Origin of the sequence: Paraburkholderia sp. XV (assembly GCF_020177535.1) — a bacterium.
In the GTDB taxonomy this organism is placed as follows: Bacteria; Pseudomonadota; Gammaproteobacteria; order Burkholderiales; family Burkholderiaceae; genus Paraburkholderia; species Paraburkholderia caribensis.
Genome location: NZ_JAGUUD010000156.1, coordinates 1 through 15,327, shown reverse-complemented (window position 1 = coordinate 15,327; position 15,327 = coordinate 1). Strand labels below are relative to the sequence as shown.

Annotated in this window: 15 protein-coding genes; 7 read left to right on the top strand and 8 right to left on the bottom strand. The window is 62.2% G+C overall.

The features are described from left to right. Window positions 1-225 precede the first annotated feature (225 nt). Window positions 226-858: a helix-turn-helix domain-containing protein gene (locus tag KFO72_RS38105; RefSeq protein WP_054933555.1), complete on the bottom strand. Its 633-nt coding sequence runs from the start codon at window positions 856-858 to the stop codon at window positions 226-228. A 325-nt stretch (window positions 859-1,183) separates the two neighbouring features. On the opposite strand from KFO72_RS38105, the gene KFO72_RS38100 reads away from it, so the two are divergent. Further along, complete coding sequence (locus tag KFO72_RS38100; protein WP_054933556.1) at window positions 1,184-2,683, top strand: aldehyde dehydrogenase family protein; 1,500 nt, start codon at window positions 1,184-1,186, stop codon at window positions 2,681-2,683. Window positions 2,684-2,812: 129 nt separating this feature from the next. Further along, window positions 2,813-3,985 (top strand): NAD(P)/FAD-dependent oxidoreductase, encoded by a 1,173-nt coding sequence (locus tag KFO72_RS38095; RefSeq protein WP_062917137.1) that lies wholly within the window; start codon window positions 2,813-2,815, stop codon window positions 3,983-3,985. Window positions 3,986-3,998: 13 nt separating this feature from the next. Here KFO72_RS38095 and KFO72_RS38090 read toward each other — a convergent pair whose 3' ends face one another. From KFO72_RS38090 to KFO72_RS38070, 5 genes are all read right to left on the bottom strand, one after another. Then, a complete protein-coding gene (locus tag KFO72_RS38090; RefSeq protein ID WP_225034240.1) occupies window positions 3,999-5,588 on the bottom strand; it encodes an alanine/glycine:cation symporter family protein in 1,590 nt (529 codons plus the stop codon). Window positions 5,589-5,777: 189 nt separating this feature from the next. Further along, the gene (locus KFO72_RS38085; protein ID WP_225034239.1) at window positions 5,778-6,287 is read right to left on the bottom strand and encodes a metal-dependent hydrolase; all 510 of its coding nucleotides are present in this window, start codon (window positions 6,285-6,287) and stop codon (window positions 5,778-5,780) included. A 129-nt stretch (window positions 6,288-6,416) separates the two neighbouring features. After that, a complete protein-coding gene (locus KFO72_RS38080; RefSeq protein WP_054933572.1) occupies window positions 6,417-6,755 on the bottom strand; it encodes a hypothetical protein in 339 nt (112 codons plus the stop codon). 224 nt (window positions 6,756-6,979) lie between these two features. After that, entirely contained in the window at window positions 6,980-7,402 is a 423-nt protein-coding gene (locus tag KFO72_RS38075) for a hypothetical protein (protein ID WP_060605166.1), read from the bottom strand. Window positions 7,403-7,676: 274 nt separating this feature from the next. Continuing rightward, complete coding sequence (locus KFO72_RS38070) at window positions 7,677-8,831, bottom strand: porin (RefSeq protein ID WP_035997692.1); 1,155 nt, start codon at window positions 8,829-8,831, stop codon at window positions 7,677-7,679. 686 nt (window positions 8,832-9,517) lie between these two features. Here KFO72_RS38070 and KFO72_RS38065 point away from each other — a divergent pair. Continuing rightward, complete coding sequence (locus tag KFO72_RS38065) at window positions 9,518-10,021, top strand: hypothetical protein (protein WP_035997690.1); 504 nt, start codon at window positions 9,518-9,520, stop codon at window positions 10,019-10,021. Window positions 10,022-10,047: 26 nt separating this feature from the next. On the opposite strand, the gene KFO72_RS38060 is transcribed toward KFO72_RS38065, so the two are convergent. Continuing rightward, on the bottom strand, window positions 10,048-10,482 hold the full coding sequence (locus KFO72_RS38060; RefSeq protein ID WP_060605169.1) for an HIT family protein: 435 nt from the start codon (window positions 10,480-10,482) through the stop codon (window positions 10,048-10,050). A gap of 673 nt (window positions 10,483-11,155) precedes the next feature. Continuing rightward, window positions 11,156-11,593, bottom strand: coding sequence for a hypothetical protein (locus KFO72_RS38055; protein ID WP_036001637.1), 438 nt, complete (start codon window positions 11,591-11,593; stop codon window positions 11,156-11,158). Window positions 11,594-11,850: 257 nt separating this feature from the next. On the opposite strand from KFO72_RS38055, the gene KFO72_RS38050 reads away from it, so the two are divergent. The 4 genes from KFO72_RS38050 to KFO72_RS38035 are packed head-to-tail and all read left to right on the top strand — an operon-like array spanning window position 11,851 to window position 15,178. Then, window positions 11,851-12,537 carry a CDP-alcohol phosphatidyltransferase family protein gene (locus KFO72_RS38050; protein WP_412101826.1) on the top strand — a complete coding sequence of 229 codons (687 nt, stop codon included), beginning with the start codon at window positions 11,851-11,853 and terminating at the stop codon, window positions 12,535-12,537. Window positions 12,538-12,578: 41 nt separating this feature from the next. Then, window positions 12,579-13,391 carry a 2OG-Fe(II) oxygenase gene (locus KFO72_RS38045; protein WP_412101827.1) on the top strand — a complete coding sequence of 271 codons (813 nt, stop codon included), beginning with the start codon at window positions 12,579-12,581 and terminating at the stop codon, window positions 13,389-13,391. Beyond that, a complete protein-coding gene (locus KFO72_RS38040) occupies window positions 13,388-14,392 on the top strand; it encodes a flippase-like domain-containing protein (protein WP_054933562.1) in 1,005 nt (334 codons plus the stop codon). Before KFO72_RS38045 ends, KFO72_RS38040 begins: the two co-directional genes overlap by 4 nt. A gap of 21 nt (window positions 14,393-14,413) precedes the next feature. Then, a complete protein-coding gene (locus tag KFO72_RS38035) occupies window positions 14,414-15,178 on the top strand; it encodes an NTP transferase domain-containing protein (RefSeq protein ID WP_054933563.1) in 765 nt (254 codons plus the stop codon). The last annotated feature ends 149 nt before the right edge of the window (window positions 15,179-15,327 follow it).

The window sequence follows — 15,327 nt, the reverse complement described above, 5'->3', positions numbered from 1 at the left end:
TTTGCGGCGGCAAAGAAAAGTAGGTGCCGCCCCGCACAGGGGCGACGCGTGAAGTACGCTAACAATTCGCGGATGCCAGCGAAAGCAAAAGCAAAAGGCAAAAAGCAAAAGCAAAAGCAAAAGCAAAAGCGAATCGCGGATGCCACCGCAAAGGCCAAAACACCGAACCGCGACGCTCAAACCAAAAAAGTCACATCGCGGACGCGACCCAACCACCCTCGATGGCTATTTCCTCGATGCAGCGCCCGCACCCGCCGCCTGCGGCAAATCACCACTAGTCGCCATCCACAAAACTTCCGCATCTTCTTCGCTGGTCGAAACGGCGGCATGCCCGGTACGGCTGTCGAAGTAAAGGCTGTCGCCGGCATTCAGATGCGTCGGCGCGTACAGCTCCGAATACAGGCACACGCTGCCGCTGATCACATACAGAAACTCCTCGCCTTCATGGCGGCCCCAATCGTCGAATGCATCGAGCGTGTGCGCGGTGATGCGGATGCGAAACGGCAGCATCGCCTTGTGCGCAAGGTCCGTCGCCAACAGTTCCATCTGGTAGCCGCGATACGCGTGACGCTGCCCCGCGTCCTTGCGCGTGAGCGCGCGCCGGCCGCTCGCGTTGACCTTCGGCGTCGAGCCGAACAGTTCGCCCAGATCGATCTTCAGACCCACGACGATCTTTTGCAGCACGTCGAAGGTCGGCGACATCAGACCGTTTTCGATTTTCGACAGCGTCGAGCGCGATACGCCGCACAGGCGGCTGGCGGTTTCGAGCGTCAGATCGTGGGCAAGCCGCGCAGCGCGCACGCGGCGGCCAAGGTCCGATGTCGAGCTTTCGAGCGACTTGGTGAGCGAGGTATCCATGGGCGTAAATGACTATGCAGCATGATGCTTTCAGTGTTTCCGATCATAACATCGGCCTGTCCGCGGACTGCCGGACGGCCGGCGCGGCGAGTCAGCGACGCAAGCGGATTTCCGATCTGAAACGCACCCGCAGAGTGTGCATGATGATGCCTCACGCTGAAAAGCACCACGCTCACAAACTCGGGAAAACCCTCATTTTTACCTCTCTCCGATGTATCACCGCTTCACGCAAGTTCATGTCGCACCGCCGCTTGTCGCCATAAAAGACGGCGTGTATAGTTTCCGAACTTACTTTTGTTTCGTATCGGAAATCACGGGAATCCAGATGAACGCATCGAGCATCCTTGCCGATCTCGGCATTGCAGACGCAGCGCAAGCGGGCGACATCGCCGTCCATTCGCCCATCACGGGCGAACTCATTGGCCGCGTGACCAGCCAGTCGGCGGAGCAGGTCGATACGGTGCTGGCCAACGCGAAGCAGGCATTCGAGCAATGGCGCAACGTGCCCGCGCCGCGCCGCGGCGAACTCGTGCGCCTGCTTGGCCAGCGTCTGCGCGAGAAGAAGCAGGCGCTCGGCAGCATCATCACACTGGAGACGGGCAAGATCCTGCAGGAAGGCCTCGGCGAAGTGCAGGAAATGATCGACATCTGCGACTTCGCGGTCGGCCTGTCGCGCCAGCTGTACGGCCTCACGATCGCTTCAGAGCGCCCCGGCCACCGGATGGCCGAATCGTGGCACCCCATGGGCACCTGCGTCGTGATCTCGGCGTTCAATTTCCCGGCGGCCGTGTGGTCGTGGAATGCGGCGCTCGCGCTCGTGTGCGGCAACGCCGTGGTCTGGAAGCCATCGGAGAAAACGCCGCTGACGGCGCTCGCCGTCAACCAGATTCTCAACGAGGCACTGAAGGAATTCGGCGACGCGCCGGCAGGCCTTACGGCTGTCGTCAACGGCGGACGCGAGGTCGGTGCGAAGCTGGTCGCTGACCCGCGTGCGTCGATCGTCAGCGCGACGGGCAGCACGGAAATGGGCCGCACGGTCGGCGTCGAAGTGGCCAAGCGCTTCGGCCGGTCGCTGCTCGAGCTCGGCGGCAACAATGCGGGCATCGTCGCGCAAACGGCTGACCAGGAACTGGCGCTGCGCGGCATCCTGTTCTCGGCGGTCGGCACGGCCGGGCAGCGCTGCACGTCGCTGCGGCGCCTGTTCGTGCATGACAGCGTGTACGAGCAAACGGTCGAGCGTCTGAAGCAACTCTATGCAAAGGTGCCGATCGGCAATCCGCTCGAAAAGGGCACGCTGATGGGGCCGCTGATCGACAAGCAATCGTTCGCGCGCATGCAGGAAGCGCTGCAACAGGCGGCGGCCGAAGGCGGCAAGGTGTTCGGCGGCGAACGCGTCGAAGTGAAGGGCTACGAAGGCGGTTACTACGTGCGTCCTGCACTCGTCGAAATGCCGTCGCAAACGGCCGTCGTACTGAAGGAGACCTTCGCGCCGATTCTCTACGTGCTGCGTTACTCGGATTTCAACGACGCCATCGCGGCGAACAACGCGGCGCATCATGGCCTGTCGTCGTGCGTGTTCACCACCGACCTGCGCGAAGCCGAGCGCTTCACGTCGGATTCGGGCAGTGATTGCGGCATCGCGAACGTCAACATCGGGCCGAGCGGCGCTGAGATTGGCGGCGCGTTCGGTGGCGAGAAGGAAACGGGCGGCGGTCGCGAGTCCGGCTCGGATGCGTGGAAGGCGTACATGCGGCGCGCGACGAACACCGTCAACTATTCGTCGGCGCTGCCGCTGGCGCAAGGCATCGACTTCAATATCGGCTGATGCTTCGGTGCGGCGTGCTCGGGCTTTGCAGTCAGTGACGCGCCGCGCTTGCTTCGATCAAACTGCTGAACTTGTCCAACCTGTCGCGGGCATCCGCTGCCCGCCGACCCGCTTCGTCTGGAGTGGCCTGTGAGTTCGAAAGTCGTCGTTGTCGGTGGAGGCGTGATCGGCAGTTCGATCGCGTATTTCTTGCGTCTGTCGGACCCGACGGTCAGCGTCACCGTGATCGAGCGCGATCCGACCTATGCGCGCTCGTCCTCGGCGTTGTCGGCGGCGTCGATCCGCCAGCAGTTCTCCACGCCGCTCTCCATCCAGATGTCGCTGTTCGGCATCGAGTTTCTGCGGACCATTGGCGAGCGCCTGGAGATCGACGGCGCAAAGCCTTCCATCGACCTGCACGAAGGCGGTTACCTGTTTCTCGCGACGCCTTCGGGCGAAGCGACACTGCGCGAAAATCACGCGCTGCAACAGCGCCTCGGCGCCGACATCACGTTGCTCGACAAGACGGGATTGGCCGCGCGCTTTCCGTGGCTCAACACCGGCGACCTGAGTGCGGGCGCATTCGGTGAGACGGGCGAGGGCTGGTTCGACGGCTACGGGCTCGTGCAGGCGTTGCGCAAGAAAGCACAGGCGCTCGGCGCGCGCTATGTCGCCGATGACGTGACGGCGCTGCAACGCGAAGGGCGGCGCGTGACGCATGTCGTGACTTCACGCGGCGAGACGTTTCCTTGCGATGTCGTCGTGAATGCGGCGGGCGCGTGGGCGCGGCGCGTGGCGTCGATGGCGGGTATCGAGCTGCCCGTGTTCGCGCGACGCCGCAGCATCTTCAACGTCAGTTCGCCGGCCAGGCTCGAACAGGCTCCGTTGCTGATCGATCCGACGGGCGTGTACTTTCGTCCCGAGGGCACGTCGTATATCTGCGGCACGTCGCCGTCGCCCGACAACGATCCCGACGACCTGCCGCTCGACGAAGTCGATCACGCACTGTTCGACGACGTGATCTGGCCGACGCTCGCGCATCGCGTGCCGCAATTCGAGGCGCTGCGCGTCGAGCATTGCTGGTCCGGCTACTACGAGTACAACGTGCTGGATCAAAACGCGATCATTGGTCATCACCCGGACGTCGACAATTGCATCTTTGCCAACGGGTTCAGCGGTCACGGATTGCAGCAAGGACCCGCGACGGGACGCGGTGTCAGCGAGCTCGTGCTGCACGGCCGCTATACGACGCTCGATCTTTCTTCGCTCGGTTTTGCGCGCGTGCTGGAAAACCGGCCGATCGTCGAGAAAAACGTCGTGTGAACGGCGCGGCCCGCTAGCTGCCGACGCGTTCCTTTTGCGTATCCGCTTGCTGGCGAGCGCCGTTGCGTTGATCGGCCGTCCAGTATTCAGTGCGTACGCCGATCTGTTCCGACACGAACGGGCCGCCGCGCGTCGCGCGATAGTGTGCGAGCGCCTTGTAGACGAGGCGTTGCCCGACCAGCACGATCGGCACGTTGAGCAGCACCATCACGATGTTCATCAGATCGGACAGCGCCCAGAGGTTGGGCAGTTCGAGTCCCGCCAGCACGGTCAGCGCGCCGAGCGGCACGAACACCAGCGAGCCCACGACACGAATGCCCGTGATGAAAGCGCGGCTGCGCGATATGAAATTCGCCGAAATCTCCGCGAACGAAATCATCCCGAGCAGTGTGGTAAAGGCGAACAGGCCATAGCAGACGCACATCACGATCCTGACGGCCTGCGCGACCGACGCGGGCACGAGCGTCTGCACGGAAGCCAGATAGACCGTGATCTTCGACGCGCGCACGGATTCCCACGCCTGCCCATCGACGGTGCCCGTCCACACATGCGCCATCACGACGATGAAGCCCGTCATCGTGCAGATGACCATCGTGTCGAAAAACACGCCGAGACTTTGCACGAAACCCTGTTCGCAGGGGTGATCGTTATCGGCGATCGCGGCCGCCATCGTGATCGTGCCTTGCCCCGCTTCGTTCGACATCAGCCCGCGCTTGACGCCCTGCGCGAGCGCCGTGCCGATCGCGCCGCCGAACAGCGCATGCGGCGCGAATGCGCCGACGATCACCTCGTGAAAGAAGTACGGAATCAGCGGCAGGTTGATCGCGGTGATCACTAGCGACATCAGGCAGAACAGGGCGGCCTTGATGGGCACGAGCACGTCGGTGTACGCGGTCACGCGGCGAATGCCGCCCATGATGATGAACGAGCACGCGACGATCAGGCATGCTGCGATCGCGTAGTACACCGTCGACTGGCGCGCGAGGTGCGTGCCCGAGACGGTGTCGGCGATCGTGCCGATCGCGGTGAAGACGTTGAAGGTTTGCGGCGGCACGTTGAACAGCGCATACACGATGAACACCAGCGACAAAAACGTGCCGACGATGCGCCGGTCGCCGAGTATGCGCCGCCCATAGAACGGCAGCCCGCCGACGAACTCGTCGTGCTTTCTTTCCTTGAAAAGCTGCGCGAGCGTGGATTCCATGAAGGCCGTCGCCATGCCGAAGAACGCGGCGACCCACATCCAGAACAACGCGCCAGGCCCGCCGACGGAAATCGCCCCCGTGATGCCGACAATGTTGCCCGGTCCCGCGCGCATCGCCAGGCCGAGCATGAACGACGCGAGCGCGCTGACGCCCGTATTCGACGACTGCCGGCGCAGCATGATCCGCACGATCCTGCCGACGTTCATCGTCTGGATGAAGCGTGTGCGGATCGAGAAGTGGATGCCGACGCCGACCAGCAAGAGAATCGCGAACGGGAATTGCCCGAGCACGGGAATCTGCGACCAGGCTTTGAAGTTGGTGGGAAAGTCCCAGAGGAAGTCCGAGATGGGTGCAATGAAGGCAAAGAATGCGTTCACGGATTGGAAAAGATCTTCCACGCGGCTTTCCTCTCAGGCGTCGACCTGTCTTGAGCAGGCGTTTTGAATTTGGGATAGGCAAGGGCGGCAGGCGTCGAGTGCGTTGCCGTCGCGGGCCGCCATTATACGGACCTGCTGCACGCCTGCCGACACGCTGGCGATGAGCTAACGGACCTGCTTCTGATGAGTGGGCCGTTGCGGATCGGATGGCTAGAGCAGTTGTCTTAAGAACGTCAATGGCGCTGCGCCCGGCATCCAGATATGCGAGACGACAAACCATGCGCCTACCCAGGACGCGGCGACGACGATCAGATCGCAATGCCCGCTGTTCCAGAGTTTCAGTGAGTGACGCCCGAGAATCCACGGCACGCCGAGCGGATTCGGCCAGTCGGCCAGCAGATGCATCACGCCGCCGCATGCAAAGCCAAACGCGACAGCTGCCGCGGGATGATGCGACATCGCCTGCCATGAGAAGAACAGCGCCGCGAGCCAGCCGAGTCCCCAATGCGTTGCCGTGCGATGCGTGATCCACAGACGCTTGCGGCGCGACCACCATGCCACTTCCAGCCAGTCCGGCGCAGTCGCGCCCGCGACGCCCGCCACGAACGCAAGCCACGCCCATACATGAAAGGGACCTTGCCATCCATGATGTGTGGCCAGTGCCGCCGCGATGACGCCGGCCGCCCAGCCCGTCGCGTGATGTGCCTTGCTCGATGCCATTGAAGTCGCGCGACGATGAAGGTCGCGGTGAAACGCGGGCGGCCATTCTTGCAGAAGCCCATGCAAAAAAATAGCCCGCGACATGCGCGGGCCATGACAACAGGTCGTGCCGTTACGAAGACTTACACATCAGGTCGTGCAACGCGCAATCGCAAAGCGCATTTCCTCTTCGGGCGGATCGTCGCCCGAACCGCGTATGACCTTGATGACGGAGCCGCCGTTCGAAGGCGTCAGCGTGATGAAGTACGAACCGTTCGACGATGAGCCGACGGTCAGATCGGTCACGCCGTTGTTCTTCGAGACGTGCACGCGCGACAGACGGCTGTCGAGGCAGCGCGCGATGTCCGACGCGGGCCGCGCCGACGATGCATAGACCATCGGTTGGCCAGACGCGCCGGCGTCGGGGCCGTGCGACGAGCCACACGCGGCGAGAAGGGCGATGGGGGCAAGTAGGATGAGTCGTTTCATGATTGTGTCGTCGGCGTCTCCGTGCTGCGGGGTGCGTGGGCGCAAGCGAAGCGCAAGGCTTCGCGACGAAGCCGCTCGCGCCGCTGCGCTCATCCGGCGAATCGACGTCGAATGAATGTCAACGACTGCAAAAACGGCTTTGGCCGGAGTATACCGACGCAAGCGGAATGCGCATGTCGCATCGTGTTAGAAATTAATTCGAAGCGGATCGCGCCGCGCATTGTCTAGAAGCGATTCCTGTACGCGAGCCCGAGCGTCGTGCCGCGCGCCGTGCGCTGGTACATGATCGCCCAGTGCGCCAGCGCCGCGCCCGCCAGCGCGCCGAGCGCGTCGGCCGCAAGGTCCTTGTAGGAGAAGCCGTCGGTGCGGCAGGTGCCGTCGAACACTTCTTTGGCGAGGCCCGGCACGGTGCCGATCAGCGTTCCGTAGACGACGGGGTGTTGCGTGTCGCGCGCGAGGTAGGCGCCCAGTGCGCCGAATGGCGCCGAGACGGCGAAGTGCGTGAGTTTGTCACCGCCTGTCCAGCTATCCGAGGACTGCACTCGCCAGCCGCCGCGCGAGCCGCTGCAATCGAGTCCCGCATGTGCGGCCGAACTGGCCGCCAGCAACAGCGCGAGCACGCTCGCGTGTCTGATTGTCGTCGTCATATGCTCTCCGATTTCGTACTTGAGTCGCGCTCGTTCTGTCAGAAATGGCTGGCGCGTTTAAGCATTTAACGACAGTCAGAATCAAATCATTAGTAAACCGAAAGAAAAGTGTCAACGAATGTGTCGGGCGCATGCGTGCGGGATCGTGCTTGCGCATAGGGCATAAAAAAACGCGCGCGTCAGACTGCACGCGCGCGTTTTTTGACGGACCACCAGGGCGGCCAGCGCGGATCGTCATCCGATCCGGCCGCCTGTGGCGTCGTCGATAGACAGCTTAGAAGCGGTGACGCAGGCCGACAGCGACAGCCGTCTGGTTTTGCGTCGACGACGGCGTCAGCGTGTTGATCGCTGCGACGTTTGCGCCGAAGTTGCCGAGTTCGCCCGAAGCGTGCTGGTACACGCCTTCCAGGTACACGTCGGTGCGCTTGCTCAGCGAGTAGTCGCCCTGCAGCGAAACGGTGTGCCACTTCGGCGAGCCGTCGCCGTTCGAGCCCGAAACCTTGCCGTCCGTGAACGTGTAGGCAGCTGCCAGGCTCAACGCCGGCGTCAGCGCGTAACGGCCGTTGACTTCATAGTTGTCCAGGTGCAGGTTCGTGCCCGAGATGCCGTTGATGAACGTGCCGCCGACATTCGCGCTCTGCAGGTTGTCCAGCTGCGAGTGCGTGTACACGAGGCCGACGGTTGCCGGGCCGTACGTGTAGTTCGCGCCGACGCCGTACGTGCGTTGCGTTTGTGCAGCCAGCTGCGCTGCGCCGCCCGCGCCCGCCGAGATCGCGCCGTTCGTGTTGTTGCTGCCCGAGTTGTTCAGTTGCAGGTAAGCGGCTGCGACGTTCAGCGGACCGTTCTTGTACGAAGCGCCCGCGCTCCATGCCCGGTTGTCCGCGAAGCCGTTAGCTTCGTTCGAGAAGCCATACAGACCGCCGAACTGCAGGCCTGCGAAGTTCGGGCTCGCGTACTTGACCGAGTTCTTGACCGAGAACGAGTTGTCGAGGTTGTCGTTGTCGAACGGGTGGCCTGCCAGGTTGTTACCGAAGCCCGAGCCCGCTGCCGACAGCGGCGCGAGGTAGTCGACCATGGAGTCATACTGGCGGCCGAGGGTCACCGTGCCGTACTGGTTGCTTTGCAGACCGACGTACGCCTGACGGTTGAACAGCGTGTTGTTTTCCTTGAGGCTGCCGTTGTTCAGGTTGAAGCCGCTTTCCAACGTGAAGATGGCGTGCAGACCATTACCGAGGTCTTCGCTGCCGCGCAGGCCGAAGTACGTGTCCGAAACCGAGCCGCTGCCTTGTTGCCAGTTGCTGTGGCCAGCCTGGTTGTTCGTGTAGATGAGGCCTGCGTCCAGCGTGCCGTACAGGGTAACGCTGCTTTGCGCGTGGGCGGTTGCTGCGAAGGCGCCGAGAATGCCCGCGGCGATAAGGGTTTTTTTCATGCTTTATTACTCCGAGACTTTGCGTGGAGACCGTAATACGGAACACGCGCTGCAATGCGTGCCGTCGATCCGGAGCGAAGTGTATTACTGATACTTGCTGGCTTACTTTCATCTGGCGCAACAATACTTTCCGAAAAACGGAATAGATGGATTAACGTCGCTAAGTATTTTGGTTTTAAAGGATTTTTTGAATTCGGCGGGTGCCTGGCGGGCTGTTGTCAATTGTCGCATTGTTGCACCAGCGCGACGGTGACAGCTGAAAGTCAGACGGGTTAACCCGTTGAAATCCGTTTTCATCGGGTTTTGCAAGCCTCGATTAGTGCGATTTTTGGAAAGGTACTCTTCCACTCAACGGGCTCGCCGGGACGGGATGCAGCTTATACAATCCGGCTTACCCCTTGACCAAGGGTTGTCTTTTTCATCTGTTTTTATGCGGCCTTCGGGCCGCTTTTTTTTGCCTTTTATCAAATCAGAATCGTTCCGTTGAATAATAGTCAATGGATTGTTTCGTAAATCGATGTCGAATTAAATTGAACTTTTTCATATTCGCACGATAAGGCGTCTTTTCTTGTCCATTGGTTATAGGCGTGCCTCCGCCCGATTTTGCGGCGGCGCGCCTGGGTAAAATAGTGGTTTTCGCGCTGCAGGCTCGCTGCGGCGCCCGACGAACCCGAACCCTCTCTGCAATGACCGATACGCTTCTCACCGAACCCGACGCTGGCAACGCATCCGAAGCCCTGCATGAAGACCGTCTGTGGCGCGACAACGGCTGGACCGCGCGGGTCAAGAAGAACGAAGACGACGACGGCTGGGCTGTCGAGATGATCAAGGACGGCGAGGCCGAGCCTGCGCTGGTGGGCCCGTGGACGATGGGCCGCGACAAGAAGAATCCGAAGCCGCTGGACACGGGCGCATTCAACACGCTCGTGAAGACGGCTTCGGAAGTACTGCGCCGCCATGAACAGCAACTGCACGCGCAGTTGCACAAGCGGATGGCGGTGGAGTCCGGCGACGCCACCATCGAAGTCACGCTCGATATCGTCCCCGACGAGGACGATCCCTATGCATTGCTCACCGCGTTCGATTCCTTCGGCGAGCAGCTCGCGCAAGTGAAGGTCGCGCCGAACTTCAAGCTCAGCAGGGCGAGCGCGGCGTCGTGGGTGGAGAACGAGTTTCGTCGGCCGGGCTGACGCCGCCCATAACTACTGTTAGCGGCTCAGGCGGACGCAGGCTTGTCCAGCTCTGCCTTGATACGTCCGGCCAGCACGCGCAATCCGTCGAGATCGGCGCGCTCGGCGGCGTGAATCTTCAACGGAATGCCGTCGTGACGCGGAATCACGTGGAAGTGCACGTGCGGCACGGTCTGGCCGGACGCTGCGCCGTTCAGTTGCGCGATCATCATTCCCGGCGGGTTGAGCGCCGCTTTTACGGCAATCGCGACCTTGCGGGCGGTGCGGATCGCGGCGGCCGCTGCGTCTTCCGACAGTTCGAACAGCTCGGCGGCGGGCTCTTTCGGCAGAACCAGCACGTGGCCTTCGGCCTGCGGCATGATGTCCATCATCGCAACGGTGTGCTCGTCCTCATAGACGCGGATAGACGGCAATTCGTCACGCAGGATGCGGGCAAACGGGTTCTGCTGATCGTAGGGCATGAGTGGCTCCGGTGGTCAGGCGCATTGGCCTCTGTCGAAGGCCGTGCATGAATGGTCCGGGGATTTTAGCCGAGGCGCTTTCAGGCGATGTGCCGGGCGCGCGCGGGTGTCGATGCATCGATCGGCAACGCGGGGCGAACTTCCTTTCGTGGCAAGCACTTGCGTGTGGTGTGCTCAGCTTGTCCACATCCTTGTGAACAAAATCTGTGGACAAGCGGAATGCGGTTCGCCGGACCCGCACGCTTGCCTGCTGCATGCAACGCGTTTAAGTCCTGTCGCATCAAGCACTTGCTGATCTCGTGCGCAGGATACTCACAGGCTTGTGAACAAAAACTGTGGACAACCTCGAGCCGCGTTCGCGCGTCGGAGGAGCTCGTGCAAGCGATGCGACGTGGGTGCATCGAGTGCAATCTGAGCGGCGTCAATGACTTGCGCCCGTCTTGCTCAGGTTACTCACAGGCTTGTGAACAAAAACTGTGGACAAGATCACAGGCGCGGGCGTTCCGGACGCCGTCGATCGACGAATCAATGCGCCCTCGCATGCACGACGCACATTCCGAGCCACATCAATGACTTGGGGCGTTCGTGCGCAGGATACTCACAGGCTTACCCACGAAAAGTGTTGATAACCAAGGTGCAACCAAGGCGGGCGCGCCGACCTCAACGAAGGCGCTCAACTGCGCTTGCAGAAAATCGCCGTCACGTGTGGCGCCACATGGTGAACGATGGCCGTGCTGCCGGCAGCGGTGACGGCCGTCTGAACCTTTTCGTCGCTGCCCCAGACGACTGCGCCGTAAGCCGACTTTGCGAGCGGTTCGCCGCTGCCGACGCGGAAGATCGGATCGTCCTGTTCATAGCCGACCACAGCGAACACACTGAAACCATACGCATCCAGACTGGCGCCGCGCACCGGGCGGAACGCATTGATCGAATTGCTTTCGACGCGCATCGGCTTTGGATCGATCAGTTGCTGAGCAGCGAGGTCGGCGATGAACTTGTGCGCCGATTGGTCGCACGCGAGCGCGGCATCGAGCGAAGCGGCCCGCGCGGCGAGCGGCAGCGCCGCAAGCAGCATGGCAATCAGGGCGGAGCGTACAAAAAACTGTTTCATGTGTTTGAAGAGAGTCCGCTCGGGCGCGGACGGACAGGAAGCAAAAAAGCACGGAGTACCGCGACGATCGACGACAAATGGCCGCAAACACCACGAAAACCGTTCGAACGAGCCGGTAAGATCGGCGCGACCGGCGTGCACTGTACCTGCGTTCGGAAAAACGTGCTGTCAGGTCAAGCACGAGTAGGTCTTTGAAAAGCAACAGAATTGTGCGCGAGTAAGGCAAGAAAACGCGATCCCGTATATATTTCCGGGTTATGACTTCGCCATCTCACCCTCCCCGGAACGTTCCGCCGCCCCGAATGTGGGACGCCCGGCTTGCCCGGCGGCTCATCATGCCGCTCGTGGATACACCCGTTACGCCCAATCACCTGACGACCGTGCGCCTGTTGATCGGTCTCGCGGGCGGCCTGGCGTTGGCGCGCGGCGGATTCGCGTGGACCAACGTCGGCGCGTTTCTGATCGTGTTGTCCAACTTCGTCGATCATACGGACGGCGAACTGGCGCGCGTCAGCGGCAAGACGAGCCGCATCGGTCATTTTTACGACCTGGCATGTGACGCACTCGTGACGGTGCTGCTGTTCGGCGGCATGGGCTACGGCATGACGTCGGCGCAGGTCGGCAATCTGATCGGGCTGGCCGTGCCGCCGTTCCTGCTTGGTACGATTGCGGGCATCGCGGTTGCGCTGATTTTCTTCCTGCGCATGCGTATTGAGGAAATGGCGGGCAAGATGGGCACGAAGCAGGCGTCCGTCGGCGGCTTCGAAACCGAGGATGTCCTTTATCTGCTGCCCCTCGTCACGCTGACGGGCGGCGTTGCACCGTTTCTCGTGGCTGCGTCGATCGGCGCGCCGTTATTTGCTGCGTACGTGGTGATCGATTACCGGCGCGTCCTGCGCCGCACTCGCCCGGCGCAAAAAGACAGTCAAGCGTTGGTGAGTTGATGAGTGTGCCCGTAGAAGAAAACGTGATTACAACCAACCCGATGGAACCCGCTGCCGGCCTTGCGCCGGCTTCTGCCGTTTCTGGGGCCGCTGCTTCGAGCGGCGTGCCCGATGCGGATCGCGCCGTCGCGAGCCGCGTCCGCACGTTCGACAATGCGCAACTGCGCAAGGACTTCGACGATCAGAGCGCGTTTCTGTACCTGGAAGATTTCCTCGCGCCCGAAGTCACGGCGCAGCTGGTCGCTGCCGCGCGCGGGCTGCTGCCCGAAGTGAACCGCAACTATCTGCCGGGCCACAAGCAGGGCGGCAGCGTCAGCCGCCATACGATCGATCGCCTCGCGCCCTTCATCGCGCAACTGTATCGCTCGAAGGAGCTGATCGGCTTCCTCGAACACCTGACGGGCGACAAGCTGCTGCTCTCACCGGCTGACGATCCCCACGCGTACGCGCTCTACTACTACACGAAGCCGGGTGACCATATCGGCTGGCACTACGACACGTCGTACTACGACGGCCGTCGCTATACGCTGCTGCTTGGCGTGATCGACGAATCGTCGTGCCGTCTCGACTACGAACTGCACACGCGCAACCCCAACAAAGCCGACGTGCCGGGCTCGGTGCAGATTCCGCCGGGCGGTCTCGTGTTCTTCGACGGTGACAAGCTGCGTCACCGCATCACGCCTGCGCTCGACAACGAAATACGCGTCTCGCTGACGTTCGAGTACGTCACCGATCCGAACATGCGCCCGTGGCGCCGCGTGATTTCGAATCTGAAGGACGCGATCGCGTACTTCGGTTTCCGTCAGGTGTTCAGCCAGTTCGCGCGCCGTAACGCCAAAGGAGAAGGCACGTGACGCGTGCCGCCGTGATCCTGCTGACGATCGGCGGCGGGCTGTTCGTCGCGTTGCTCGCATGGCAGGGCTTCGGTTCGGTCGTTTCGACGCTGATGGCGGCTGGCTGGGGCCTCGCCGTCGTCGCGGCGTTCCACTTGCTGCCGCTCGTGCTCGACGCGGGCGCGATCTCCGTGATGTTCGACCGGCGCCGCAAGGAAGTCACCGAACTCGACGCGGTGTTCGCGCGCTGGATCGGTGAATCGGTGAATAGTCTGTTGCCGGCTGGTCAGATCGGCGGGCCGGTGATGATGGTGCGGCAGCTGTCGCAACGCGGGCTGCGCATGCGCGACGCCGCGGCGGCGATCACCGTCAGCACTACGTTGCAGGCGCTGGCGCAGATCGTGTTCGCGATGCTCGGCTTGCTGCTGTTCGGCGCGTCGGCGGCGCATGGCGCGATGCACGACTTGCAGACGGCGGCGCTGATCGCGACGGGCGTGCTGGCGGCGATGATCGTCGGCTTCTATATGGCGCAGCGGCGCGGGCTGTTCGGCAAGGCGCTGCGCGTCGTGTCGAAGGTGTTCGGCAAGCGCGACTGGTCGGCGCTGACCACGCGCGCCGATGCCGTCGACGTGGCCGTGCGTGAACTGTACGACCAGCGCGGCAAGGTTGCGGCGAGCTTCGCACTGAGCCTTGCGGGCTGGATCATCGGTACGGTGGAAGTGTGGCTGGCGCTGCGCTTCCTCGGTCATCCTGTTGGTTGGGTGGATGCGCTGCTGCTCGAAAGTCTGGGCCAGGCGATACGCGGCGCGGCTTTCGCGATTCCCGGCTCGCTTGGCATTCAGGAGGGCGGCTATCTGCTGCTCGCGCCGCTGGTTGGTCTGCCGCCGGAGGCGGCGCTGGCGTTGTCGCTGGTGAAGCGCGCGCGCGAGTTGCTGCTGGGTCTGCCGGGCCTGCTGTATTTGCATTTCAGCGAACGTAGCTGGCAGCGGCGACGCGATTCGCGTCTGCCTGCTGTCGATTGATTTTTTTAGAAAGGACCGCGAATGCGCGCCATCATTCTTGCTGCAGGTCTTGGCCTGCGTCTCCAGCAACCTGTTGGAGAACAGTTTCCCAAATGCCTGCTGCGTTTCGACGGCGTGACCTTGCTTGAGCGTCATTTGCAGATGCTCGACGCAGCGGGCGTCACGGACGTCGTGCTGGCGCTTGGTTTTCAGCCGGAGCTGGTCGAAGCCGAACTGGAGCGGATCGAGTGGCCGCACAAGGTGGAGATCAAGCTGAATCCGCGTTTTGATCTTGGCAGTGTGTTGACGGTGCATACCGTTGCGGATGCCGTGACGGGCGGGGGCGACGTGTTGCTGATGGATGCCGATGTGCTGTATGACGAGCGCATCCTGAGCGCTCTGGTTGCGGGCGAGCATGCGAACCGCCTGTTGATCGATCGCGATTTCGAGGCGGGCGACGAGCCTGTCAAGCTGTGTTTGAAGGATGGCGTGCCCGTTGAGTTGCGCAAGCAGCTGGCTGTTGGGCTTGAGTACGACACGATTGGTGAGTCGGTTGGGTTCTTCCGTCTGCGCGAGGAGACGGCAAAGCGATTTGCCGAGATCGTGGCGGGGTATGTCGACAGCGGGCGCGCGAATATGCCTCATGAAGAGGCGGTGCGGGATTTGTTGCTCGAGCGGAGTCATGTTTTTGACACTGCCGATGTCACGGGCGCGCCTTGGATCGAGATTGATTTTCCGAATGATGTTAAGCGGGCGGCGGCGGAGATTCTTCCTATGCTGCAGCCGATGGTGGGTGCTGCGCGGTAAGGGTTTGGTTTTTTTGATGTCTGCGACGCTGGGTGGTTTGCTTTTGTTTTTGCTGGCATCCGCTGATTTGCGTTTTCGCTGGCATCCGCGTGACGTTAGCGTGCTTCACGCGTCGCCCCTGTGCGGGGCGGCACCTACTTTTCTTTGCC

Coding starts and splice junctions, on each gene's coding strand:
- KFO72_RS38050 (WP_412101826.1), top strand. CDS start 11,851: ATGACTTCGCCATCTCACCCTCCCCGGAACGTTCCGCCGCCCCGAATG.
- KFO72_RS38100 (WP_054933556.1), top strand. CDS start 1,184: ATGAACGCATCGAGCATCCTTGCCGATCTCGGCATTGCAGACGCAGCG.
- KFO72_RS38105 (WP_054933555.1), bottom strand. CDS start 858: ATGGATACCTCGCTCACCAAGTCGCTCGAAAGCTCGACATCGGACCTT.
- KFO72_RS38045 (WP_412101827.1), top strand. CDS start 12,579: ATGGAACCCGCTGCCGGCCTTGCGCCGGCTTCTGCCGTTTCTGGGGCC.
- KFO72_RS38055 (WP_036001637.1), bottom strand. CDS start 11,593: ATGAAACAGTTTTTTGTACGCTCCGCCCTGATTGCCATGCTGCTTGCG.
- KFO72_RS38070 (WP_035997692.1), bottom strand. CDS start 8,831: ATGAAAAAAACCCTTATCGCCGCGGGCATTCTCGGCGCCTTCGCAGCA.
- KFO72_RS38075 (WP_060605166.1), bottom strand. CDS start 7,402: ATGACGACGACAATCAGACACGCGAGCGTGCTCGCGCTGTTGCTGGCG.
- KFO72_RS38080 (WP_054933572.1), bottom strand. CDS start 6,755: ATGAAACGACTCATCCTACTTGCCCCCATCGCCCTTCTCGCCGCGTGT.
- KFO72_RS38085 (WP_225034239.1), bottom strand. CDS start 6,287: ATGGCATCGAGCAAGGCACATCACGCGACGGGCTGGGCGGCCGGCGTC.
- KFO72_RS38060 (WP_060605169.1), bottom strand. CDS start 10,482: ATGCCCTACGATCAGCAGAACCCGTTTGCCCGCATCCTGCGTGACGAA.
- KFO72_RS38065 (WP_035997690.1), top strand. CDS start 9,518: ATGACCGATACGCTTCTCACCGAACCCGACGCTGGCAACGCATCCGAA.
- KFO72_RS38035 (WP_054933563.1), top strand. CDS start 14,414: ATGCGCGCCATCATTCTTGCTGCAGGTCTTGGCCTGCGTCTCCAGCAA.